Origin of the sequence: Nocardiopsis sp. FIRDI 009, assembly GCF_003386285.1 — a bacterium.
GTDB lineage: Bacteria > Actinomycetota > Actinomycetes > Streptosporangiales > Streptosporangiaceae > Nocardiopsis.
In genome coordinates this window covers 40,362-62,785 of sequence record NZ_QPNC01000007.1, presented here as the reverse complement: position 1 = coordinate 62,785, position 22,424 = coordinate 40,362, and the positions used below count along the sequence as shown (strand labels likewise).

Below are 22,424 nucleotides of genomic sequence, written 5' to 3'. Positions count from 1 at the left end.
CCCACACGGCGAGCACACAGGATCCACACATTCGTGCGCCAGAGTTCATGACCGTCCGACCGGGTGACACCGGGCCGGACGAGTCCCGCACGCCTCCGGAGCGGACCACCGTCCGGGGGTGCCCGCCACACGAACCCGGATGGTTCCCATGCGTCGACCTTCGCTGCTCCCGCGCCTGGCCCGGTCCGGACCGCGCGCGGCCCCGCCGCCGCTGGTGACGACCGCGCTCCTGGTCGCCCTCACGGCGTGCTCGTCCACCGCCTCGCGGGAGGCGGGAGGGGAGTCCTCCGAGGGAGCCGTGGACACGGGTGCCGCCGAGGTGTCGGGCGTCCAGATCGCCACGGTCACCGGGGACTCGATCGACGTCCGGGTCGAACAGGGCGGGGACGAGGTGCTCGAGACGCTGGCGAACCCGAACGAGTTCGGCGCCGACCGCACCTTCCTCGTCGAGCGCGACGAGGGCCTGTGGCTGGAGGTGCTCCTGCCGGTCCGACCCAACGGCACCACCGGCTGGGTGCGCAGCGACGAGGTGACACTGACCAGCACCGACTACCGGGTGGAGGTCGACGTGTCGGAGTTCGCGTTCACCGTTCTGGAGGGAGAGGAGGAGGTGCGCTCGGGGGTCATCGGCACCGGGGAGAGCGAGACGCCCACCCCGGAGGGCCGCTACTACTTCACCGAGCTGCTCCAGCCGCCGGACCCCGAGGGGCCCTACGGCGTCTACGCCTTCGGCCTCAGCGGGTTCTCCGAGTCGCTGGAGACGTTCGCGGGCGGCCCCGGCCAGTTGGCGGTGCACGGCACCAACGACGAGAGCGCTCTGGGACAGCGGGTGAGCCACGGGTGCGTCCGCGTCTCCAACGAGGACATCACCTGGATGGCCGAGAACCTGCCGATCGGCACCCCGGTCGAGATCTCCGCGTGAGGGGCGGGACGGGTTCCGCGCGCACGGGGCGGAACCGGTCTGAGGCGGTTGGGGGAGACTCCGGCCGTCGCGAATCATCACAGACAACGCAACGTAACGAAAGGTCGATCATGCGACTGAAGTACGCCTTCCTCGCCGCCGGAGCCGCGGCGGCGACGTTCCTCGGAGCCTCCCCGGTCCTGGCCGACGCGGACGGGGTACCAGCGGAGCTCGGTGCGTGCCGGACGTCGGTCGCCTCGCTGGCGGAGTCCCTCGGCGTGGACCCCTCGAACTACGAGTTCGAGACGCTGGAGGAGTGCCAGGAGGCGGAGAGGGAACTCGACGCGGAGTACGACGAGGTGCTGGCCGAGCAAGGGGTGGATGTCGCACCGCCGGCCTCCCCCGTGCCCGCCGACCCGAACTACACCGGCTGACGCCGGTCACTCCAACGGCCGCGGTGGTCCTCTGCTCCTCCGGTCGTCGGGGGGCCTCCGCCCGAACGCCCCTCCGCCGCGGGACACGCCGTCCCGTGGCGGAGGGGCGCCGTGTCGGTCCCCGCCCGCGCGGTCACAGTCGCACCACCGACCGCAGCACCTCGCCGCGCCGCATGCGGGCGAACGCCGCCTCGACGTCGCCCAGCCCGATCTCCTCGGTGACGAACCCGTCCAGGTCCAGACGGCCCTGCAGGTAGAGGTCGACGAGCGTGGGGAAGTCGCGCGAGGGCAGGCAGTCGCCGTACCAGGAGGACTTCAGGGCGCCGCCGCGCCCGAACACGTCCGACAGCGGCAGGTCCAGGCGCGTGTCCGGGGTGGGCACGCCGACCAGGACGACGGTGCCCGCCAGGTCGCGGGCGTAGAAGGCCTGCTCGTAGGTTTCCGGCCGCCCGACGGCGTCGATGACCACGTCGGCGCCGAACCCGCCGGTGAGCTCGCGGATCGCCGCGACCGGGTCGGTGTCGCGGGCGTTGACGGTGTGTGTGGCGCCGAACCCCCGGGCCCAGTCGAGCTTGCGCTCCTCCAGGTCCACGGCGATGATCCGCGCGGCTCCGGCCAGGCGGGCCCCGGCCACCGCGGCGTTGCCCACGCCGCCGCATCCGATGACGGCCACCGAGTCGCCCCGGCCCACCCCGCCGGTGTTGACGGCGGCGCCGATGCCCGCCATGATCCCGCAGCCGAGCAGCCCGGCCGCGGCCGGGGAGGCGGCGGGATCCACCCGGGTGCACTGTCCGTCCGCCACGAGGGTCTTCTCGGCGAAGGCGCCGATCCCCAGGGCCGGGGAGAGCGCGGTGCCGTCCTCCAGGGTCATCGGCTGGGTGGCGTTGTGGGTGTCGAAGCAGTACTGGGGGTGTCCCCGGCGGCAGGCGCGGCAGTTCCCGCACACCGCCCGCCAGTTGAGGACCACGAAGTCCCCGGGGGAGACCGAGGTGACGTCCGGCCCGACGGACTCCACCACGCCGGCGGCCTCGTGGCCGAGCAAGAAGGGGAACTCGTCGTTGATACCGCCCTCGCGGTAGTGCAGGTCGGTGTGGCACACCCCGCAGGCCCGGACGGCGACCACGGCCTCGCCGGGGCCGGGGTCGGGGACGACGACCGTGGTCAGTTCGACGGGTTCTCCCCTGGTCCGGGAGATCACTCCGGGTACTCGCTGTGACATGGGCGGACGCTCCCAACGCGTGGCCGTTCCGCACGGCGCCGGTGCGCGCCGCCCGGGGCATCACCATGCATCATCCGAGGCGGGTGTGTCCATCATGTGAGACGGGTCCCGTGTCCGGGGCCGGGGGATCGGGTCGACCGGTTCGGGGAGGTTCCGCCGTGTCTCCGACGCGTCACCGACAGGCGGGACGACGAGGTCGTCGACCCTCACACCGTCCACACCTCGGAACGGTCCCGGTCGGCGAACGCCGACAGCCCCGGCCGGTCGAGGACCAGGAGCGTCCCCCGGCGCGGGCGCACCAGGCGCCGTCGCGCCAGCTCTCCCAGCGCCCGCGTGGTGCGTTCCCTGGTGGTGCCGGTCAGGCGGGCCAGCTGCTCGTGAGTCAGGCGCACCGCGACGGGACGGTGCCCGGGATCGAGCGGCTCGACGAGTCTGCACAGTGTCGCCGCGGTGCGTTCGGGGACGCTCTTGGCCACGGTGTCGGTCAGCCGCTCCTCCAGGTCCGTGATCCGCGCCCCCAGCTGTTCGATGAGCCGTACGGCCACCCGTGGATCCCACAGCAGGAGCCGCCGGACGTCGTCGGCGCTCATCACACACAGCCGGCCCTCGCCGACGGCCTCACACCACGTGCCGCTCATCCGCAGCCCCAGCAGGGCCATGTGGCCGAACACGGACCCGGGCCCGGCGATCGCGGTGGTGACGGTCCGCCCGTCCTCCAGGACCCGGAAGAGCCGGACGTGCCCGCGTTGGACGACGTAGAGGGCCTCCAACGTCTCGTCGGGGACGCGGACCACCTGGCCCGGCCAGATCGAGCGCGGGGGGACGCGGGCGCTGATCTGCTCCATCCGCTCCTGCTCCAGGTCCTGGAACAGCGCGCTCTCGGACAGGCACCAGTGGTCAGTCACGGCGGCTCCGTCCGTGTCCACCGCGGGCGGAGCCGCCGGTACGGGATCGGCCCACTCAGACCTCACTCCGGCTCAGTCCGTACAACGCCAGAGCCGCGACCAGGCCGTAGGCGAGGTGGCCCATGAGGCTCATCATCGCCGTCGCGTTCATCGGGAACAGGGGCATGCCGAGCATGGCGGGCATCAGGATCAGCGCGCCGAGGACCCACCACGCGGCGCCGTAGACCAGCCCCGCCGCGACGGTCACGCCCGCCCGGTCGGCGACGGCACCGGCCAGCAGTCCGAACACCAGACCGACGACGGCGGAGATCGCCAGGTGGACCACCGCGCCGACCAGGGCGCTCTGGCTGCCGACGAGCATGGCGACCATCGGGAGCATGCCGGACATGGCCATGAGCACGCCGAAGACCACACCTCCGGCGAGCCCGGCGACGACGCCCCGCCAGGCGTGGGTGAGCGCGTGCGAGCGCGCGTGCGCGATCGTCGACATGGCGACACCTCCATGAGTTCGGTCCGCACCAGGGGAGCGGAACGCTCACCCGCCAGCCCACCACGGCGTGCCGGGTACGGGGCGGAGGCTGTCAGCGGTCTGACACTCTCGGGCTCGCCCGCCCGGTGCCGGGCGCTCGCGCCACCATCCGGCTCAGGGGGAGGAGAGGGACACGACCGGGCACCGCCCCCGGGCCGGTGACCGCTCGGCCCCACGGGTCAGCCGCGGCCGTGCGCGCGGCGGGCCAGGGCGCGGCGGTCGACCAGGTCGATCGCCGCGTAGCGCACCCCGATCAGCCCGTCCTTCTCGAACTCCTTGAGGACCTTGTTCAACGAGGGTCGGCGCACACCCAGCATGGCGGCCAGGGTGCGCTGGGGAAGTTCGACGACGTCCCCGTCGGCCTCGTCCAGCAGCAGTTGCGCCGTCTGCTGGGTGAGGGAGCGGCCGAGCAGCCCGAGGATGCGCATGTGGCTGGTGTTGAGGCGTTCGGCCACACTCGACAGCCAGCGCCGGGCCACGGCCGGGTGCGTGGCCAGCAGGCGTTCGAACTCCTCGGGGTCCAGCTCCAGGATCTCGGCGTCCTCCAGCGCCCGGCCGGTGTAGGGCAGGGGCATGTCCAACAGGAGTTGGATGTCGCCGTCCACGTCCCCCGGGCGCAGGATCTGCACCACGACCCGGCCCGGGCCGGATCCGGCGGTCAGTTCGACGTGGCCCGAGCGCACGATCCACACCCCGGCCGTGTGCGGTTTGGCGCCGAACACCAGTCCGGCGCGGGGCACGCTGCGCCTGCGCAGGACCGACGCGAGCGCGGAGACGTCGTCGCCGCTCAGGGGCGTGGCGTGACCGCGGCCCACACAGCGGGCGACCCAGGCGGCCTGTTGCAGGCGGGGGTCCTCACGACCACCGAGCATGCTCAGCGCGCGGTTCATGGCCGCTGGTGTCTGTGGCGACATGGGGATCACGGTTCCTCGTCGTCGGAGGGCGTGCCCTTCGGCGGTGCGCGCCGTGCGGACGGTCGTCTCGGTTGGACGTTATCCCACGTTGGGGCGGCGTACGCGGTTTCCCGGGGGATTCGGCGTTGTGTGCCCGCGGGCACAGACGCGGTGCCGGCGCGGTCGGTTGTGTGGGGCCCGCAACGTTCGCTGGGGCTCTGCCCCGGACCCGACGGAGGTAGAGATGTCCACCATCGCCCAATCCCCCGCACCACTCGTGACGCGCGTGTGGCGGAGCGCCGTCTCCGGTGTCGGCGGCGGAATCGTGTTCGGAACGCTCATGGCCATGATGGGGATGCTGCCCATGATCGCCGGAATGGTGGGCAGCGACAGCGCCCTGGTCGGCATGGTGGTGCACCTGGCCATCTCGGCGATGATCGGTGCCGGGTTCGGCCTGGTCGCCGGATCGCTGGCCGACCGGGTCGGCGCGGTCCTCGCGGCCGGTGCGGGCTACGGGGTGCTGTGGTGGGTGCTCGGCCCGCTGGTGGCGATGCCCATGATGATGGGGATGCCGCTGTTCATGATCAATCAGATGACGATGATGAGCCTGATGGGCCACGTGATCTACGGTCTGGTGACGGCCGGGGTGCTGTTCGCGCTCAGCCGCCGCAAGAACTGAGGATGCCGCCGCCGCTGCGCGTGTTCGTGGCCCCGGGCTGTGCGGGCTGCGCACGCGCGCTGGAGCTGGCCGCGTTCGTGGTACGGCGACGTCCGACCCACACGGTGGAGATCGTCGATCTGAGCGACCCCCGGACTCGGGTCCCCGAAACGGTGGTGGGCACCCCCGCCTTCCTGATCGGAGACCGCCTGTTCTCCCTGGGCAACCCGGCTCCGGAACGGCTCCTGGCGGAGATCGACCGCGTCGCCGGGGCGACGGGGTGAGGTGTCCGCGCTGATCGGACCCCTCCTCGGCCCGATCAGCGCGGACCCGCCTCCTCCTCGGAGCGGTTCCGTTCCGCCGCGCGTGAGCGCCTGGTCCGGTGCGCTCCGACCACCGCGCCCAGGACCGGTACGGCCAGGGCGGCGAGGAGCCAGAGCGCACCGGCCCCCTGGAGGAGCCGGGACAGCTCGCCCTGCCAGCGCACGACGGTCTCCACTACCGGATCCGCTCCCGCCGTACCCGCCAGGACGCGCAGCTCGAACCAGCCGTAGTAGGCGACGTAGGCCCCGGCCACCACCAACAGGGCGCCGCCGGCCCGCGTCACGTAGGGCAGGGCACGGCGCAGGTGTGTGGTGACCGCGTCACGGGCCAGCGCGACCGAGACCGTCAGGACCCCGATCACCAGGGCCATCCCCAGCGCGTAGACGGCGAACACACCGAGCAGTCCGAGAACCCCGCCGCTGGCGGTGGCGCTCGTGGTCAGGGCCAGGAACGGCGCGACGGTGCACGACAGCGACGCGATCGCGTACGTGGCGCCGTAGACCGCCGCCCAGCGCAGCGACCGGGTCGGACGCCCGGGAGCGGGACGCGGCAGCAGGATCCCGACCTCGCGCCCGGTCAGGAGCCAGATCCCCAGTCCGACCAGGGCGGCGCCGATCACCAGGGTCGCCCAGGGAAGGTGCTGCTCCACCGACATCGCCAGCGGCACGACCGCCGCGCCGAAGAGCGCGAACACGGCGGTGAAGCCACCGGTCATCGCGGCGGTCGTGGCCAGGGCCCGACCGAGTGTCCGCAGCCGACCACCGGGGTGTCCGTCGGTGGAGGAGACCAGCAGACCGACGTATCCGGGCAGCATCGCGAAGCCGCACGGGTTGAGGACGGCGAGCACGCCCGCGGTCAGCGCGATGGCGTAGGGCAGTTGCTCCATCAGCCGCCGTCCCGCCCGGCCAGGACCTCCGTGCGCACGTGGTCGTCCAGATCGTCCTCGGTCAGGGTGCCGGTCACGGTGGTGAACGTGCCGTCCGGGCGCAGGAAGGCGAAGGCGGGCTGGCTGGAGACGCCGAACCCGGACCAGATGCCGCCGTCATCGTCGACGATGTGCGTCAGACCGTCCGTGGAGGTGTCGGCGGCGAACCGACGCATCGCGTCGACCTCCCCGCGTCCGGCGACGCCGACGAACTCCACCCGGCCGTCGAAGCGGTCGGCGGCCTCCAGCACGCCGGGAGCCTCGGACCGGCACACCACGCACCAGGGGGCCCAGAACCACAGCACGACCGGTTCGCCGCGCAGTTCCTCGCCCGCGAACTCATCGCCGTCCAGGGTCCGGGTCTCGAAGGCGAACGCGGATCCGGCCTCCCGTTCCGGATCCGGGCTCGGGCTCGGATCCGGTCGCCGCACAGGCGGACAGGCCCAGGGCCGCGGCGAGCACGGCCGCGGACAGGCGGAGACGCGGGGCGGTTCTCATCGTCACCTCAGAATCTCGGTCTCGGGGCTGAATCCCACCCAGGCGAACCAGAAGGTGTCCAGGTGGTCGACCGGGGTGAGCCGCCGTCCTTCGAGTTCGCCGTCCACGGCGTGTCCGAGGATGTTCCAGCGGCTGCCGGTCTGGTCGTCGGTGAAGCCGTCGCCGTCGGCCGTGAAGGTGAGCTCCCGTCCGTCCAGGTCGGGTCGGAACACGCCGGTGGCGGCGATCTCCCGCCCCTCGGCGACCAACGCGTCGTCCAGGGCCGAGGACGGGCCCGCCTGCGCCCACACGGTGACGGGTTCGCCGTCCGCCTCCGTCTCCACCACGCCCGACTCCAGGGCGCGGTCGACGGGAACGGCCAGCGCGGTGTCGTCGGAGCCGATGCCGATGACCCGCGCCTTGGCGGGCAGGCGCGGGTCGGCGTCGGTGTCGAGCAGGAAGGGGTCGGTGTCGGGGTCGTCGTAGCCGACGTAGGGGTTGTGCCCGTAGTCGCGCTCGTACCCGGTGTCCAGGCTGAGCACGGCGCCGTCGGGGTGGCTGTCCCGCCACCGGTCCCAGGAGACGACGGCCACGCTCACCCGGTCGAGTTCGGTGCCGGTCAGGGTTCCCGCCACGGCGCGGCCCTCGATCTGCGGCCACAGCGAGTGCGTCTGGCGGTCGAACATCACCAGGTCGGAGTGGTAGAGCATCCCCGACACCCCGAAGTCGAGGACCCGGTCGCCCACCCTGCGGTCGAAGGCGAGCGCCGAGTCGCACAGGGGGCAGTAGGTGACCGCCACCGGCACGCCGCCGACGGTGTCGTTGACGATCTCGTGCCAGATGAGGATCCGTACCGGGTAGGCCCGCTCCTCCCCGTTCACGGACACCCCCAGGACCGGGTCGGAGCCCTCCAGCCAGTCGACCCGGGCGACGTCCTCGAAGACGGGGTCGTTCAGCGCCGGGATCCCGTCCGGGGGAGGACCGCCGCTCATCAGCCGTTCCACGTCCACCAGGGGTTCGGGGAGTTCGGGGTCGGCGGGATCCTCCACCGCCGAGGGCACGTTCTCGTAGGGGCCCAGTCCGGGGGCGGCGGGCTCGGTGGCGGGCGGTCCGCCGTCGGACCGCTCGTCGGCGGGGCCGGTCTGGCAGGCGGTGGCCGTCAGGGCCAGGGCGACCGCCGCGGCCCACCGCCGCACCGTCGGTCTCGCCGACCCTTCACCCCGCACCGAATCCTCCTTTGGACGTCCCGTGGTCCCAGTCTGTGGAGGGGCCGGTCGATCGCCCGTGCATGTGTCAGCGCGCGGACAGTCTCGGCCGTGGGACCTCCGGTTTGGGATGGACTGCCGCGTGGCATGGGTCGGGCTGTCGTGGGGGAGAGGCGCCCGGCCCACCCCGCGCCGCATCATCGACAGGGAAGGCGGGTCCGTACGTGGCCGACCGAGCACGGGACCGGGGCGAGGTCTTCGTCGAGTACACCAAGAGCGTCTGTCCGGTGTGCAAGGTGGTGGTCGACGCCCAGGTCAACATCCGCGACAACAAGGTCTACCTGCGTAAACGCTGCAAGGAGCACGGCTGGTTCGAGGCGCTGGTCTACGGCGACGCCCAGCTGTACACGGACTCGACGCGGTTCAACAAGCCGGGTACCCTCCCGCTGGCCTTCCAGACCGAGGTCAAGGACGGGTGCCCCTCCGATTGCGGGCTGTGCCCCGAGCACAAACAGCACGCCTGCCTGGGCATCATCGAGGTCAACACCGGCTGCAACCTGGACTGTCCGATCTGCTTCGCCGACTCCGGACACCAACCGGACGGCTACTCCATCACCCGCGAACAGTGCGCGCGCATGCTCGACACCTTCGTCGAGGCCGAGGGCGAACCCGAGGTGGTGATGTTCTCCGGCGGGGAACCCACCATCCACAAGGACATCCTCACCTTCGTCGAGATGGCCACCGACCGGCCGATCAAGATCGTCAACATCAACACCAACGGCATCCGCCTGGCCACCGACAGGCGGTTCGTCGCCGCCCTGGCCGCCCTCAACGGCCGAGGCGGGACCACCGTCAACGTCTACCTCCAGTTCGACGGGTTCGACGAGGCCACCCACCGCGCCATTCGCGGCGGGGACCTGCGCGAACGCAAGAGGCGCGCCCTGGGCAACTGCGCCGAGGCCGGGCTGACCGTCACCCTGGTCGCGGCGGTCGAACGCGACCTCAACGACCACGAACTCGGCGACATCATCGAGTTCGGCATCGACCACCCCGCCGTCCACGCCGTCACGTTCCAGCCGGTCACCCACTCCGGTCGGCACGTGGAGTTCGCCCCGCTCACCCGGCTGACCAACTCCGACGTCATGGAGATGATCACCGAGCAGCGCCCCGACTGGTTCCGGCCCGGGGACTTCGTGCCCGTCCCCTGCTGCTTCCCCACCTGCCGGTCGGTCACCTACCTGCTCGTGGACCGCAAGGCCGACCGCACCGACGTCGTCCCCCTGCCGCGCCTGGTCGACGTGGACGACTACCTCGACTACGTCAGCAACCGCGTCCTGCCCGACCCCGGACTGCGCGCCTCCCTGGAACGGCTGTGGAGCGCCTCGGCGTTCATGAATGCCCCCGACACCATGGAGGGCCTGGCCGCGGCCACCGCCGACGCCGAGTGCGCGGCCTGCGGCATCGACCTTCCCCGGGCGGCCAAGGACCTGGGGGACAAGGTGTTCATGATCGTCGTCCAGGACTTCCTGGACCCCTACACCCTCAACGTCAAGCAGCTCATGAAGTGCTGCGTGGAGGAGATCACCCCGGACGGGCGGATCATCCCCTTCTGCGCCTACAACTCCGTGGGCTACCGCGAGCAGGTGCGCGCGCGGATGTCGGGGGTCGAGGTCGCCGACGTCGTCCCCAACGCCCGCCCACTGGCCGACGTCACCGTGGCGTCGCCCTACGGATCCCGGATCGCCCGTACGGAGCGCGCCCCCGAGCAGGACGACGAACCGGGTGTCGCCCCCGACCACACCAACGTCGGCCGCCGGGCGGTGGAGGAGCCGTGACCGAGCGCCCGCTCCCCGCGACACCGGCTCCCGTCTCCGACCCCGAGGAGGTGAAGTCCTGCTGTGCCACGGCCTACGGCAGCGACGCCGTGGCCCTGCTGCTCGGGGACTCCTACCACCCCGGGGGTCTCACCCTCACCCGCCGTCTCGCCGACGCCCTCGCCCTCACCGCCGGTTCCCGGGTGCTCGACGTCGCCTGCGGCCCCGGCACCACCGCCCGGCTGCTCGCCCTGGAGCACGACGCGCGGGTCGACGGCGTCGACCTCGGCGCGACCACCCTCGAAGCGGCCCGCGCGGCGACCGCGACGGTCGGGCTCTCCGACCGGGTGCGGTTCCTGCACGGGGACGCCGAGCGGCTCCCGGCCCCCGACGCCGCCTACGACGCCCTGGTGTGCGAGTGCGCCCTGTGCACCTTCCCCGACAAACCCGCCGCGGCCGCCGAGTTCGCGCGCGTGCTGCGTCCGGGCGGCCGGGTCGGGATCACGGACGTCACGGTGGCCGACGGCGGGCTCCCCGATGAGTTGGCCGGGATCGCCGGTTGGGTGGCGTGCGTCGCCGACGCCCTGCCCGCCGACGCGTACGCCGAGCTGCTGCGCGCGGCGGGGCTGCGCGTCCTGCGCGTGGCGGCCCACGACGGCGCCCTGGTGCGCATGATCGACCGGATCGACGCCCGGATCCGGCTCCTCGCCATGGCCTCGCCCGCGCGGATGGCGGAGGCGGGGGTGGACGCCGACGCGGTCGCCCCCTACCTGTCGGCGGCCCGCCGCGCCGCCGCGGCGGGGGACATCGGATACGCGCTCCTGGTCGCGGAGAGGCCCGGGCGCGGGTGATCCCTCCGCCGGGTGCGCGTCCCAGGAGCACGGGCCGTGTGCCCGGCCGACGGAGCGGAGAGCGGGGCGTCCGACCGGACCACCGCTTCGGGTCTCAGGCGAACGTCCCCAGCCAGGTGGTCACGCCGTAGAGCACACCGTAGGTGGCCACCGCGACGCCCAGCGCGAGCGCGATCTTCGCCTTGGCCCTGCGCGCGCCGTCCAGGGAGCACATCCGCTTCCGCCGCAGCGACCACCAGACCAGCGTCACCAGTACGGCCAGGCCCGCCAGCCGGAACCACCAGGCGTAGCCGTCGTAGAGGCCGGTGGCCCACACGAACGCGGTCCCGGCGCTGACCACGCCCAGGAGCGCCAGCACCGTCGGTCCCACGCAGCACAGGATCCCGACCAGCCCGGACACCAGACCGATGCGCACCGCCGCCAGCGGTCGGCGCCGCGTCCCGGTGCCGGCACCGGCACCGGGTTCCGGGCCGGGAGAGGCCGTGCTCATCGGTCACCGTCCTCCTCGACGCTCACGCCGGGCCAGAACGCCACGTGGTTCCTGATCCGGCGGGCCAACGGGCTGGGACGCGGGTAGTACCAGGCGGCGGCCTCGTAGGTCTGGCCGTGCACGGTGACGTCGTAGTAGCGCGCGACGCCCTTCCAGAGACACAGGCTCCGGGACCGGGACTCGGAGAAGTGCTCGCGGCGCAGGGACTCGGGTGGGAAGTAGTGGTTGCCCTCCACCATCACGGTGCTCGGTGCCTCGGCCAGCACCTCACCGTTCCAGACCGCTCGGATCATCTGAGCCCCTCCATGCCAGCGGAACCGGCCGCGACGGCGGCCGTGTTCCCAGTACACCCGTGGTCGCCGCGGGGGCGGCGGCGAGTGTCAGGCACGTGACAACCCGGGGAGAGGCCGGGAGGACGTCGCCCGTCGTCGACCGCGTCCACCCGCTCGATCGGGCCGCCGAGGCACTCGCCGACCAGGGCGCGGGCCACCGGCGCGGCAAGACGGTCCTGGCGGTCACCCCCGCCTCCCACCCCTCCTGGTCGCGACGCCCTTCGCCCTCCCACCACCGCAAGGAGCCCCTCATGGCGCCACCGCACGGAACACGTCCCGGGCGCACCCGACCACCGACGACAGGAGCCTCCCGCGCTGGGGCGGCCGTACCGTGGAGAACGGACCCTACCTCGCCATCCCGCTGGCGGGGCTGCTCATGATGCCGGTCGGTGTGATCCTGGTCGGCTTCGCCTGCGTCGGCTGCGCCCCCACCCCATCCCCGACCTCCGCGGGAACGGCGAGGGCCCGACCCGTACCACGGCTGGGGCGCGTGGTCACGCCTCGGTGAGCGCACGGACGAGCTGGTCCACGGTCGGGGCTCCGGCGAGCCCCTCAGATGTCGGGTAGACCCGGCAGGCGAGGCCGTGGGTCCCGCCGTGGGGAAACGGGTCGCGGCCGTTCACCCGGATCGTGGGCGAGCCGGGGAAACCCCGCTCCCGCGCCTCCTCCTCGGTGCGCACGGCGACCAGGTCGACCGCGTCGTCCAGGCGGCCGACGAGCGTGAGCGCCTGCCGCAGGCGTGCCTGGGCCAGGCGCCAGTTGGGGCAGCCGTCGAAGTAGAGCAGCGCTACGTTCATCTCCGCCTCCCTCTCTCCATCGTGCCTCGCCGTCCGCCGGTGTCGGCCGCGCGCACGCGGGCGATCGGCGGGGCGATCCGCCCAGAGGAGGGCGGCGCCGGGGTTCTCGGGTCAGGAATCCCCCGGCATGTGGGGAGGTGATCACACGAGATCCGGTCCGCACCCGCATCTGTCAGCGGGCAGACACACCCAGGCGTCGCGTAAGCACCATCCGGCCGATTTCCGAGGGTTGTCGGGCAAGGGCGGTGTCGGAGGCCGGTACCGGTGCGCGGACCCGCAGCGGGGGTCCCCGGTGGGGGTGGTGCCCCAGGGGTCCGATCCCTACGGCCGCGCGGTGCCCCCACGGGGGAGCGGTCGTCGAAGCGTTCCGGGTGGGTGCGCCGCGCGGTGCTGCCATCCGGGGCGGTGGTGCGGTCCGTCCCCGCGGCTCAGCGGTTTGCGGGTGGTCGGCCAGTGTACGCCTGACCGGTGTCCCCGGCACGGGGCCCGTGCCGGGGACACCCGGAAAACAAGACGGCCTGGGGCTTCCGCGATGCGATAAGCCCCAGGCCGGAGCGCGGAGGATCGGGGATTTGAACCCCGGAAGGCGTTGCCGCCTAACCGCATTAGCAGTGCGGCGCCATAGACCTGACTAGGCGAATCCTCCTGGCTGTGACAAGGGTACAGACCCCGGGGGGTGCTGCGCAAAACGAATCCCGGCTCTCCGGGCGGGCGTCAGCCGACGGCGCGCTCGATGATCAGGTCGGCGTCGCGGCGGAGCTTCTCCACCGCCCGGGACAGGGTGCTCTTGACCGTGCCGAGCGTCACCCCCATCCGCTGGGCGATCTGCGCCTCCGTCAGGTCGTCGTAGTACCTGAGCACGACCGTCGTGCGCTGGCGGTCGGGCAGCTTCTCGATGGCCCGCTCCACGACGTCGGCGAGGTCGCTGCGCCACGTCGGGTCGTCGACGCGCTGCTCGGGGATGTCGTCGGTCGGGTACACGTCCAGGTGGCTGCGGCGCCACTCGGAGATCTGCGTGTTGACCATCGCCCGGCGCACGTACCCGTCCCGCGCCCTCGGGTTCGCGATGCGGTCCCAGGCGAGGAAGGTCTTGACGAGCGCGGCCTGCAACAGGTCCTCGGCGTCCGCGTGGCTGTTGGTCAGCGATCTCGCCATCCGCAGCAGCGCGGGGCCGCGTTCCTCCACGTAGCGGCTGAACTCGTCGTACCGGGGCGTCCGGGTCGTTCCTCCCACACCGACCACCGACTTTCAGACGCGCTCGTGAGCTCAGTCACTTTTCTTCCTCTCACTCTCACACAGCAAACGCAAACATCCAGGAACTTCCATCCCATGTGCTGACAAACCGCACTAATGGCGCAATACGTCACATCGGCCTTGAGTGCCCGTGCCAGGTGGAACGCTGTTGCCACGGCCACCGCGACCGGGGCAATGACCTGGACATGTCACCGGCACGAACCGGTGCGGGTCGGCGTGTGAGCACCCGTACGGGGCCGCGAGCAGGACAATGGGCACTGAGTGACGAGTCGGGTGACAAGGGGGCGCGGACGACATGTCAGTGATGACTGGAAGGGGGAGCGACCGCAGGCGGCTCACCGCGGCGGTCCTCGGCCCCGACGCCGTTCCCGAACCCCTCCCGCTCAGCGACCGCGTCACCCGCGGCGTCGTCGTCGACGCCACCTCCTACATGCTGTGCCTGGCCACCAGGCGGGGAGAGGAGCGCTTCCTCTTCGAACGCGTGACCTCCTTCTGGAAGGGCGACGAGGTCGACCCCACCGACCTGAGCCCCGGTGACGACGCGGTCGTCCTGTGCTCCCACGACGGCCGCCTGGTGGCCGAACGGGTGTGGGCCCAGCCCGCCCGCGCCACCGGGGTCATCGTCGGACGCGAGGGCGAGGAGCTGGAGATCGACCCCGGCCACGGGCGCCCGCGCGTGCCCGTGGTCGTCCCCTACCGCTCCTCCGGCCGGATCGGCGTCCGCCACCCGCGCCTGGAACCCGGTTACGTCTTCGACGCCATCGGCGTGTGGCGCGACGGCGCGGTCTGGGCGACGCGCCCCGCCACCACCCAGCCCCCGTACCCGCTCCACGCCACGCCGCACCGGCCGCCCACGCTCCAGTACTCCGGCACCGTCAGCGGGATCGCCACGTGGTACGACCCCCTGCTGGGGCGCTCGTCCCACCTGGACCCCCGCGCTCTGGCCAACGCCGCCGCCTACCCGGCGATCGACCCCGTCGGGCACGGCCAGGGGTGCGACCGGCGGACCCCGTGCGCGCCCCTGCCGCTGCTGTCCACCGGCGCCACCCTGCGGCTGCGCAACGACTGCACCCGCGACGCCACGGTGGTGCCCGTGGTCGACTGCGCCGCCGCCGACAGTTGGATCTGCGACCTGTGCCCGGCCTGCGGAGGTCAGGGCGCGGGCCGGATCGCCTCCCTCACCATGACCGCGTTCGTCGCCCTCGGCGGGCGACTGGAGGACGGCTGCTTCAACGCGACCGTGACCGTCGCCCAGGGGGAGGGATGACCATGCTGCCCGAGATCGTCGACGTGGTCCGCGAGGTCCAGCTGCCACTGCTGGCGGCGCTCCTGCTGTTCGGCGCCGTCGCCAAGACCACCGCCGGGGGCGCCGCGTCCGGCCTGGCCGTCCTGTTGAACGAACGCCTGCGCCGCCCGGTCACGGTCGCCTCCGGGCTGCTGGAGGCCGTGCTCGCCACGGGGCTGCTGGCCCTGTCGGGCACGCCGGGCGGGCTGGCCCGGGCCGGTACGGCGGCCCTGTTCGCCGTGTCGGTCGGCGTGCTGATCCTCGCGCGCCGCCGCGACCCCGAGGCGGGCTGCGGGTGTTTCGGCGGGCTGAGCCGGGCCCCGATCGGCTGGCGCACGCTGACCCGCGCCGGGCTGCTCTCGGCCGCGGCCCTGTCCACGCTGGGTCTGGCCACGACGGGGTGGCGGGTCGTCACCGACCTCACCGCGACCCACGCCGTGGTCCTGGGCGTGGAGTTGGTCGTGCTGGCGGCGCTCAGCCCCGAACCGCGGGAGCTGGCGACGCGCCTCCTCAGCCGGGAGCCCTGCGCCCTGCGTCCGGTCTCGTCGCGCCGGACCATGATGCGGTTGCGCTCCAGCGACGTCTGGCGCACCAACCGGCCCGTCCTGCTCGGGACCGAGCCGGAGGACGTGTGGCGGCACGGCTGCTGGCGCTTCCTCCGCTACGACGGCATGCGGTACGGCCGCCGGGTGGACGTGGTCTTCGCGGTCCGGGCCGACGGGCGCGGGCGGACCGCCGTGCGGGCGGTGCTGGTGGACCGGGAGAGCGGGGCCGTGGCCGCCTCCTTCGGCGCCGTGACCACGCGCGAGTTGCAGGGGCCGCCCCGCAAGCTGCCGCGCCCGCGTGCGGCGGCCAAACGGGATGAGGCGGTCCGTGACGCCGAACGGCAGGCCCGGGCGCTGCGTGCGGCCCGGGAGCACCCCGCCGCACGGTCAGCCGGGGGGAGGGACGCCGACACGGGCCAGCTCGCGTGAGCGCGGTCCGGACCGCGCCTCCGGTGGTCAGCCGAGCATCTGGTCCTGCCGTGCGATGGCGGCCTCGGTGAACGCCGTCAGCATCTCCTCGTAGTCCGCCTCGTCGCCGCCGCCGAGGATGGAGGTCATGCCCAGCAGCGAGCCGTTGCGGTACATGACGCTGAGCATCCGGCTCTCCTCCTCGCCGGTGCGCACCTCGATCAGGAACGCGCGCGACTCGTCTCCCATCTCGGGCATGTCGAGGTCGCGCACCCCGTACTCCGAGGACGTACCGTCGGCGTAGGTGGCGTTGTAGGACTCGCAGGACGCCGGCGGTTCGATCGCCATCGCCTCGTCGGCGGTCTCCTCGTCGGTCTCGACCAGCATGCTGGACACCGAGCCCTCGGGCCACTCGTAGGCGGCCACCGAGGCGGGCGCCTCGCGCACGCCGTCCAGGTCGCCCCAGCGGTTGGCCGCGTCCACGCACTCGGGTTTGTCGATCTCGGTGGAGTCGCGGACCTGCTCGCTGTACTGCACGGTGGCGAGTTCGGCGTAGGTGCCGCTCTCGCTGCCCTCGGGCAGCAGGGTGGCGTCGCGGACGGACGTGGGCTGGGCCTCGTGCAGCCGGGCGGCCGCCTCGGCGTTGGGGTCGGCCGCGGGCTGGTCCTCCTCCGCGGAGCCGCACGCGGTGAGCGCGAGGCCGATGGACAGGGTCATGGGGAGGGCCAGTGAGCGGATGCATCGCCGACTCCTGTGCGCACCGGCGGCCTGACCTGCCAGGATTCGAGCGGAATCGGCGGGGCGATGACGCGAAAGCATGGTGCTATCTCCTCGTTTGTGCGATATTTCCGCTTGGGAGCGGTGATCAATCCGGGCGCGATATCGCTGATCGTGTCGCGGGGATAACACAAAGTATTGAGGAAGGACAATGGTGTCGGAGCCGAAATCGCCATATCTGCGGTCGGTGCTGGAGAGCATCCCCGCCTACAAGCCCGGCAGGAAGGTCGTCGGGCCCGACGGGCGGTCCATCAAGCTGTCCTCCAACGAGAGCCCCTTCGGACCGCTCCCCTCCGTGCGTGAGGCCGTCGCACAGGCCTCGGCGGAGCTGAACCGCTACCCCGACCCGGGAGCCACCGAGCTCGTGGCGGCGCTCGCCCGGCACCTCGGGGTCCCCGAGGAGCACGTGGCGCTGGGCGCCGGTTCGGTCGGTCTGCTCCAGCAGCTGCTGGAGGCCGTCGGTGAACCGGGCGTGGAGGTCGTCTACGCCTGGCGCTCCTTCGAGGCCTACCCCCTCCTGGCCGAACTGGCCGGGGTGGCCTCGGTGCGGGTGCCCCTCCGCGACGAGACCCACGACCTCGACGCGATCGCCGACGCGATCACCGAGAGCACCCGCATGGTGCTGGTGTGCAACCCGAACAATCCCACCGGCACGACCGTGCCCGAGGACGAGCTGACCGCCTTCCTCGACCGGGTCCCCGACCACGTCCTGGTCATCCTCGACGAGGCCTACCACGAGTACGTGCGCGACCCGCGGGTGCCGGACGGCGTCCGGCTGTACCGCGACCGCCCCAACGTCGCGGTGCTGCGGACGTTCTCCAAGGCCTACGGTCTGGCCGCCGTGCGCCTGGGCTACCTGGTCGCCCACCCGCACGTGGCCGCCGCCGCGCGCAAGACGCTGGTGCCGTTCGCCGTCAACCACCTCGCCCAGGCCGCCGGGATCGCCTCCCTCGCCGCCCGGGACGAGCTGATGGAGCGCGTCGAGGCCACGGTCGGGGAGCGGACCCGGGTGCGCGACGCGCTGATCGCCTCCGGGTGGACCGTCCCGCCGACCGAGGCCAACTTCGTGTGGCTGCGGGTCGGTGAGGACACGCTCGACTTCGCCGCCGAGTGCGCGAAGGTCGGCGTCTCGGTCCGGCCCTTCGACGGTGAGGGGGCGCGCGTCAGCCTCGGCACCCCCGAGGAGAACGACGTGTTCCTCTCCGTGGCCACCGCCTACGCCAGGCGCCGGTAGCCGGTAGGACGCCGTCGGGGGCGCCCCCACCGGAGGGCGCCCCCGAGAGGCGGGACGGGCCGCGCGGTTACTTGCCCGCGGCGTCCTTGTCGAGCTTCTCCACGATCAACCGGTACAGCTGGCGGGGCCGACCCGGCTGGAGGGTGCGGTTGGGCGGCAGCGGCCACGCCAGCCCCTCCTCCACCAGGGTTCGCAGGAGCCGCCGGGCGGTCCGCGAGGTGACACCGAGCATGCGGCCCGCGTTCTCCGCGTCGACGACCAGGGGGCCGTCCTCCTCGGCGATCTTCTCCGACAGCCGAATCAGCGTCTCCCGACCCTTGGTCCGCAGCGGTTCGGAGGACTGCCGTGCGGGCGCTCGCTGGGCGGGGACCAGGGAACGACCCTCGCGGTCCACGGCGAAGCTCTGACGCGACGCCTGAGCGCGGTTCAGGGCCGCGCGGGCGTGGGCCTCGGCGTCCTGGGTGGTGCGTCCCATGCCGATCCCGACCTCGATCGCGATCCCCAGCTCCGCCTTGATCCGCTCCACGAACGGCGGTTGCCGGAAGCCCTCGGTCGCGGTGACCAGGGAGCCGCGGGTCGCGGTGATCATGAACGAATGGTCGTCCAGCCGGTGCGCCGTCGCGTTGATCCGGTGGGCCTCCTGGAGCAGTATCCGGTGCAGCGACAGGCGCAGCTCCTCCCGCCAGTACCGGGGGGTGGAGCGACGCGAGGAGTCGCGCAGCGTGGGCACGTCCACCACGACCACGCCCAGCTGCGCCTCCTCCAGGCGGTGGTGCGCCCCCAGCAGCCCGGCGGTCTGGAGGGCGCTGCGCACGCCCGCGTTGGTGGGCCGCAGCCGGACCACGGGGACGCCGATCGCCTCCAGCCGCTCGGCCACGCCGCGCACGCACGTGATCGCCATCCTGGTGGCCTTGCGCCGCCACAGTCCCTCGTGGAAGGAGGTCAGCTGCGCGGTGTTGGTGAGTTCCTCGTGCACGTGGATCCCGTCCACGGGGAGGTCGACCTCGGAATAGGCCTCCACGACGTCGGCGCGGCTGAGCACGTCCAGGCTGGCTCTGGTCGGGTCGTAGCGGTCGTCGAGGGTCGCTCGGAGCAGGGCCTCGTGCAGGCTCGCCCCGCCGAGCGGCACGAAGGTGGCGGGCATCGTCAGGACCCCGGCCTTGCGTGCGAACTCGTAGGGGACAGGGCTGGCGAACAGATAGGCGTCGATCGCCGAACCCAGCCTGACGACCTTGTCCGTCGCCTCTTGCTCATCTCGGTACGCGGCGGCGATGAGTCTGGCGTTGAGGGGCCCCGTGGACCCCGGTCCCATGAGCATGACCCGTTCGACCACCTCATGGGGCCCTATGACGCCGATCGTCAAATCGCCAGTACGCTGGGCACTCACCTCGGGTTGCTCCCCGCTACCATTCCACGCTCTTCACTATGTGCGCCCACTGGTTTCCCGACCCGATCTCTGTCACGGCATGATTGCCGAGATCGTACCCATTGTGCGGGGCCAAAGAAGATCGTTTTCCATATCAACGCCGAAAGCCCGGGTGGGGACAGCCCCCCACCCCGGCTTGAACTGCGCCTTCGGCTCCTACGAGACGGTGACACGCTCCACGTCGCCGCCGAGCGCGGCGAGCCGCGTCGCGAACTGGGAGTGACCGCGGTCCACCAGATAACCAGGCGCCACGATTGTCTCACCTTCGGCGACCAGTCCGGCGAGGACCAGTGCCGCACCGGTGCGGAGGTCGTGGGCGATGACCTCGGCACCGCGCAGGTGGGTGGACCCGTGCACGATCGCGCGGGTGCCCTCCACCTCGATCTTGGCGCCCATCTTGTTGAGCTCGTCGGCCAGGGCGAAACGGCCGTCGTAGATGGCCTCGTGGATGTAGCTCTCGCCCTCGGCCAGCGTCGCCAGGGCCATCAGCGGCGACTGGAGGTCGGTCGCGAAGCCGGGGAACGGCGAGGTGACCGCGTTGATCGGGCGGAGCGGGACCGAGGGGTCCCGTTGGACGTGCAGGACGGCGCCCTCCTGGGAGAAGCCGACTCCCATCTGCTCGAGTTTCCAGCGGGCCACGCCGAGGTGGTCCAGCTGGGCGCCGACCAGGCTGACCTCGCCGCCGGTGGCGGCGACGGCCATCGCGAAGACGCCGGCGTCGATCCGGTCGGACATGATCGTGTGCTCGACGGCGGTGAGCTCCTCGACGCCCTCGACCGTGATCAGGCCGGTGCCGCCACCGGTGATCCTGGCGCCCATGGCGGTCAGGAACTCGATGACGTCCAGGACCTCGGGCTCCAGGGCCGCGTGCTCGATCACCGTGGTGCCGGGTGCCAGGACCGCGGCCATGATGAGGTTCTCGGTGCCCGTGTGGGACGGGGTGTCGAGGTAGAGGCGGCCGCCGCGCAGGTTGCTGGCCTCGACGTTGATGTGGTTGCGCTCGGGGTCCTCGGTGACCTCGGCGCCCAGGCGCGCGAAGCCCCGGTAGTGGAAGTCCAGGTTGCGGCTGCCCAGGTTGCAACCGCCCACACCCTCGATCCGGGCACGGCCGGTGCGGTGCATCAGCGCCGGGACGAAGAGCACGGAGCCGCGGAAGCGGGACGCGATGTCCGCGGGCAGGACGGCGCGCTCGGGGTCGTTCAGGCCGGAGGCGTCGATGACGACGGTCCGCTCGGCCTCATGGAACTCAACCTTGGCGCCCACGTGTTCGGCGAGCTCGAGTGCCCGGTAGACGTCCTCGATGACCGGGACGTTGCGCAGCACCGTACGGCCCTTCGCAGCGAGAAGGGCGGCGCCGATCATCGGCAGGACGGCGTTCTTCGCGCCCTGGATGAACGCCGTTCCGCTGAGGGGGCGTCCGCCGCGGACGCGGTAACGAACCTCCTGGCCCATGCTCTTGTGCTCCTTTGTGAGGCAGATGTGAAAAAGGGTCACCCTCGTCGGGCTTCGCTTGTATGCGGTTTGGACGCGGGTGGCCCCTCGAACGTTGCGACCATCGTGCGCGTGACCTGCGTGGCCAGTGAACCGGTGCTCGCGACGACTCTATAGCACCCACCCGCGTGTACCGGCCCAGAACGTGGTATACCCGCAGATCGCGGATAGAGTCCCGACAAAACATCAAAGTGGCATAAGTCTGACGGGAGAGACCAGGGTGGGGGCAGCGCCTCGGGCGATGTTCCAGCGCCCGGACGCGACCTCACCACCATACGTGCTCCGCGGGGCGGAAGCGGCGTCGCGTGCGCCGGATCACGCACGCGCGCGCCTCACAGCTCGGGTTTGGCGCCGGTCAGACGCTCGTGGATCTCGACGTAGCGGCCCAGGGTGCGCTCCACCACCTCGGCCGGGAGTGCCGGCGGCGGCGTGTCCGCCCCCCGGTCCCACCCGGAGGCGGGTGAGGCCAGCCAGTCGCGCAGGATCTGCTTGTCGAAGGAGGGCTGCGGTCTGCCCGGAGCCCACGCGTCGGCGGGCCAGTACCGGGAGGAGTCGGGGGTGAGGACCTCGTCCGCCAGCACCAGCCGGCCGTCGGAGTCCCGGCCGAACTCGAACTTGGTGTCGGCGAGGATGACGCCGCGGTCGCGGGCGACCTCCCGCCCCCGGCGGTACACCGCGAGGGTCAGGTCGCGCAGCTCGGCGGCGAGTTCCGCCCCGTGCCGCTCCGCCACGACCTCGAACGGGACGTTCTCGTCGTGGTCGCCGACCTCGGCCTTGGTGGCGGGGGTGAAGATCGGCTCGGGGAGCTCCGAGCCGTCCGTCAGCCCCTCGGGGAGGGGCACACCGCAGACCGTGCGGTCGGCGCGGTACTCGACCAGGCCGGAGCCGGCCAGGTAGCCGCGCGCCACGCACTCGACCGGGACCATGTCCAGCCGCTCGCACACCAGGGTCCGTCCGGCCCAGGACGCGGGCGCGCCCTCGGGCGGGACGTCGGAGACGACGTGGTTCGGGACCAGGTCCGCCAACTGGTCGAACCACCACAGGGACAGCTGCGTGAGCAGGCGTCCCTTGCCGGGGATCTCCGTGGGCAGGACCCAGTCGTAGGCCGAGACCCGGTCACTGGCGACCATGACGAGCCGGCCGTCGGCGGTCGCGTACAGGTCGCGGACCTTGCCGGTGTGCAGGTGGGTCAGTCCCGCCACCTCGACGTGCGGGGGCTGGACGACGAAGCCGCTCATTCGGTGTGCCTC

At 72.3% G+C, this 22,424-nt stretch carries 25 protein-coding genes, 1 tRNA gene and 1 pseudogene; 11 read left to right on the top strand and 16 right to left on the bottom strand.

Going from position 1 to position 22,424, the window contains the following annotated elements; translation table 11 throughout:
• Nucleotides 1-139 precede the first annotated feature (139 nt).
• Together DVR05_RS04950 and DVR05_RS04945 are read left to right on the top strand one after the other, a co-directional pair.
• Nucleotides 140-922: a L,D-transpeptidase gene (locus DVR05_RS04950; RefSeq protein WP_198659047.1), complete on the top strand. Its 783-nt coding sequence runs from the start codon at nucleotides 140-142 to the stop codon at nucleotides 920-922.
• 110 nt (nucleotides 923-1,032) lie between these two features.
• Nucleotides 1,033-1,335, top strand: coding sequence for a hypothetical protein (locus DVR05_RS04945; protein ID WP_116244618.1), 303 nt, complete (start codon nucleotides 1,033-1,035; stop codon nucleotides 1,333-1,335).
• Nucleotides 1,336-1,468: 133 nt separating this feature from the next.
• On the opposite strand, the gene DVR05_RS04940 is transcribed toward DVR05_RS04945, so the two are convergent.
• From DVR05_RS04940 to DVR05_RS04925, 4 genes are all read right to left on the bottom strand, one after another.
• Nucleotides 1,469-2,554, bottom strand: coding sequence for an S-(hydroxymethyl)mycothiol dehydrogenase (locus tag DVR05_RS04940; protein ID WP_116244617.1), 1,086 nt, complete (start codon nucleotides 2,552-2,554; stop codon nucleotides 1,469-1,471).
• A gap of 206 nt (nucleotides 2,555-2,760) precedes the next feature.
• Nucleotides 2,761-3,459 (bottom strand): Crp/Fnr family transcriptional regulator, encoded by a 699-nt coding sequence (locus DVR05_RS04935; protein ID WP_116244651.1) that lies wholly within the window; start codon nucleotides 3,457-3,459, stop codon nucleotides 2,761-2,763.
• A 55-nt stretch (nucleotides 3,460-3,514) separates the two neighbouring features.
• Complete coding sequence (locus DVR05_RS04930; protein WP_116244616.1) at nucleotides 3,515-3,949, bottom strand: hypothetical protein; 435 nt, start codon at nucleotides 3,947-3,949, stop codon at nucleotides 3,515-3,517.
• Nucleotides 3,950-4,167: 218 nt separating this feature from the next.
• Nucleotides 4,168-4,902, bottom strand: coding sequence for a Crp/Fnr family transcriptional regulator (locus DVR05_RS04925; RefSeq protein WP_304598588.1), 735 nt, complete (start codon nucleotides 4,900-4,902; stop codon nucleotides 4,168-4,170).
• Nucleotides 4,903-5,125: 223 nt separating this feature from the next.
• On the opposite strand from DVR05_RS04925, the gene DVR05_RS04920 reads away from it, so the two are divergent.
• Nucleotides 5,126-5,560, top strand: a complete 435-nt coding sequence (locus DVR05_RS04920; RefSeq protein WP_116244615.1) for a hypothetical protein — start codon at nucleotides 5,126-5,128, stop codon at nucleotides 5,558-5,560.
• 2 nt (nucleotides 5,561-5,562) lie between these two features.
• The gene (locus tag DVR05_RS04915; RefSeq protein ID WP_116244614.1) at nucleotides 5,563-5,823 is read left to right on the top strand and encodes a thioredoxin family protein; all 261 of its coding nucleotides are present in this window, start codon (nucleotides 5,563-5,565) and stop codon (nucleotides 5,821-5,823) included.
• A 35-nt stretch (nucleotides 5,824-5,858) separates the two neighbouring features.
• On the opposite strand, the gene DVR05_RS04910 is transcribed toward DVR05_RS04915, so the two are convergent.
• The 3 genes and pseudogenes from DVR05_RS04910 to DVR05_RS04900 all read right to left on the bottom strand — a co-directional run bounded on the left by DVR05_RS04910 (nucleotide 5,859) and on the right by DVR05_RS04900 (nucleotide 8,491).
• Entirely contained in the window at nucleotides 5,859-6,749 is an 891-nt protein-coding gene (locus tag DVR05_RS04910; RefSeq protein WP_116244613.1) for a cytochrome c biogenesis CcdA family protein, read from the bottom strand.
• Nucleotides 6,749-7,286, bottom strand: a pseudogene (locus DVR05_RS04905) (redoxin domain-containing protein). The gene DVR05_RS04910 and the pseudogene DVR05_RS04905 overlap by 1 nt, the downstream one beginning before the upstream one ends.
• Nucleotides 7,287-7,288: 2 nt before the next feature.
• Nucleotides 7,289-8,491 carry a DUF3179 domain-containing protein gene (locus DVR05_RS04900; RefSeq protein WP_232831985.1) on the bottom strand — a complete coding sequence of 401 codons (1,203 nt, stop codon included), beginning with the start codon at nucleotides 8,489-8,491 and terminating at the stop codon, nucleotides 7,289-7,291.
• A 203-nt stretch (nucleotides 8,492-8,694) separates the two neighbouring features.
• Here DVR05_RS04900 and DVR05_RS04895 point away from each other — a divergent pair, with 203 nt between their 5' ends.
• Both DVR05_RS04895 and DVR05_RS04890 read left to right on the top strand, forming a co-directional pair.
• Nucleotides 8,695-10,305 carry a radical SAM protein gene (locus DVR05_RS04895; RefSeq protein WP_198659043.1) on the top strand — a complete coding sequence of 537 codons (1,611 nt, stop codon included), beginning with the start codon at nucleotides 8,695-8,697 and terminating at the stop codon, nucleotides 10,303-10,305.
• A complete protein-coding gene (locus DVR05_RS04890) occupies nucleotides 10,302-11,135 on the top strand; it encodes a class I SAM-dependent methyltransferase (RefSeq protein WP_116244611.1) in 834 nt (277 codons plus the stop codon). The genes DVR05_RS04895 and DVR05_RS04890 overlap by 4 nt, the downstream gene beginning before the upstream one ends.
• Before the next feature lie 94 nt (nucleotides 11,136-11,229).
• Here the strand turns inward: DVR05_RS04890 and DVR05_RS04885 are convergent, their stop codons facing one another.
• Both DVR05_RS04885 and DVR05_RS04880 read right to left on the bottom strand, forming a co-directional pair.
• Entirely contained in the window at nucleotides 11,230-11,625 is a 396-nt protein-coding gene (locus tag DVR05_RS04885; RefSeq protein WP_116244610.1) for a hypothetical protein, read from the bottom strand.
• Entirely contained in the window at nucleotides 11,622-11,918 is a 297-nt protein-coding gene (locus tag DVR05_RS04880; RefSeq protein WP_116244609.1) for a DUF427 domain-containing protein, read from the bottom strand. Before DVR05_RS04880 ends, DVR05_RS04885 begins: the two co-directional genes overlap by 4 nt.
• Between DVR05_RS04880 and DVR05_RS04875 the strand changes: the two genes are divergently transcribed.
• Both DVR05_RS04875 and DVR05_RS26905 read left to right on the top strand, forming a co-directional pair.
• Nucleotides 11,837-12,337, top strand: coding sequence for a zinc-binding dehydrogenase (locus DVR05_RS04875; RefSeq protein ID WP_369974498.1), 501 nt, complete (start codon nucleotides 11,837-11,839; stop codon nucleotides 12,335-12,337). The two genes, DVR05_RS04880 and DVR05_RS04875, sit on opposite strands and share 82 nt — an antisense overlap.
• Nucleotides 12,289-12,465, top strand: a complete 177-nt coding sequence (locus DVR05_RS26905; RefSeq protein WP_198659048.1) for a hypothetical protein — start codon at nucleotides 12,289-12,291, stop codon at nucleotides 12,463-12,465. The genes DVR05_RS04875 and DVR05_RS26905 overlap by 49 nt, the downstream gene beginning before the upstream one ends.
• Here DVR05_RS26905 and DVR05_RS04870 read toward each other — a convergent pair.
• From DVR05_RS04870 to DVR05_RS04860, 3 genes are all read right to left on the bottom strand, one after another.
• Nucleotides 12,452-12,754: a DsbA family protein gene (locus DVR05_RS04870; protein ID WP_116244608.1), complete on the bottom strand. Its 303-nt coding sequence runs from the start codon at nucleotides 12,752-12,754 to the stop codon at nucleotides 12,452-12,454. The genes DVR05_RS26905 and DVR05_RS04870 overlap by 14 nt on opposite strands.
• Nucleotides 12,755-13,311: 557 nt before the next feature.
• Nucleotides 13,312-13,400, bottom strand: a tRNA-Ser gene (locus DVR05_RS04865).
• Between the two features lie 68 nt (nucleotides 13,401-13,468).
• The gene (locus tag DVR05_RS04860; RefSeq protein WP_116244607.1) at nucleotides 13,469-13,996 is read right to left on the bottom strand and encodes a SigE family RNA polymerase sigma factor; all 528 of its coding nucleotides are present in this window, start codon (nucleotides 13,994-13,996) and stop codon (nucleotides 13,469-13,471) included.
• A gap of 307 nt (nucleotides 13,997-14,303) precedes the next feature.
• On the opposite strand from DVR05_RS04860, the gene DVR05_RS04855 reads away from it, so the two are divergent.
• Both DVR05_RS04855 and DVR05_RS04850 read left to right on the top strand, forming a co-directional pair.
• Complete coding sequence (locus tag DVR05_RS04855; protein ID WP_116244606.1) at nucleotides 14,304-15,275, top strand: hypothetical protein; 972 nt, start codon at nucleotides 14,304-14,306, stop codon at nucleotides 15,273-15,275.
• A 2-nt stretch (nucleotides 15,276-15,277) separates the two neighbouring features.
• On the top strand, nucleotides 15,278-16,267 hold the full coding sequence (locus DVR05_RS04850; protein ID WP_232831990.1) for a MauE/DoxX family redox-associated membrane protein: 990 nt from the start codon (nucleotides 15,278-15,280) through the stop codon (nucleotides 16,265-16,267).
• Between the two features lie 27 nt (nucleotides 16,268-16,294).
• Here DVR05_RS04850 and DVR05_RS04845 read toward each other — a convergent pair whose 3' ends face one another.
• A complete protein-coding gene (locus DVR05_RS04845; protein ID WP_116244604.1) occupies nucleotides 16,295-16,963 on the bottom strand; it encodes a hypothetical protein in 669 nt (222 codons plus the stop codon).
• A gap of 211 nt (nucleotides 16,964-17,174) precedes the next feature.
• Between DVR05_RS04845 and hisC the strand changes: the two genes are divergently transcribed.
• The gene (gene hisC, locus DVR05_RS04840) at nucleotides 17,175-18,257 is read left to right on the top strand and encodes a histidinol-phosphate transaminase (protein ID WP_116244603.1); all 1,083 of its coding nucleotides are present in this window, start codon (nucleotides 17,175-17,177) and stop codon (nucleotides 18,255-18,257) included.
• Nucleotides 18,258-18,324: 67 nt separating this feature from the next.
• Here hisC and DVR05_RS04835 read toward each other — a convergent pair whose 3' ends face one another.
• From DVR05_RS04835 to DVR05_RS04825, 3 genes are all read right to left on the bottom strand, one after another.
• A complete protein-coding gene (locus tag DVR05_RS04835; protein WP_116244602.1) occupies nucleotides 18,325-19,590 on the bottom strand; it encodes a transcriptional regulator in 1,266 nt (421 codons plus the stop codon).
• A gap of 249 nt (nucleotides 19,591-19,839) precedes the next feature.
• On the bottom strand, nucleotides 19,840-21,135 hold the full coding sequence (murA, locus tag DVR05_RS04830; RefSeq protein WP_116244601.1) for a UDP-N-acetylglucosamine 1-carboxyvinyltransferase: 1,296 nt from the start codon (nucleotides 21,133-21,135) through the stop codon (nucleotides 19,840-19,842).
• Nucleotides 21,136-21,506: 371 nt separating this feature from the next.
• Nucleotides 21,507-22,412 (bottom strand): phosphoribosylaminoimidazolesuccinocarboxamide synthase, encoded by a 906-nt coding sequence (locus DVR05_RS04825; RefSeq protein ID WP_116244600.1) that lies wholly within the window; start codon nucleotides 22,410-22,412, stop codon nucleotides 21,507-21,509.
• Nucleotides 22,413-22,424: the final 12 nt, after the last annotated feature.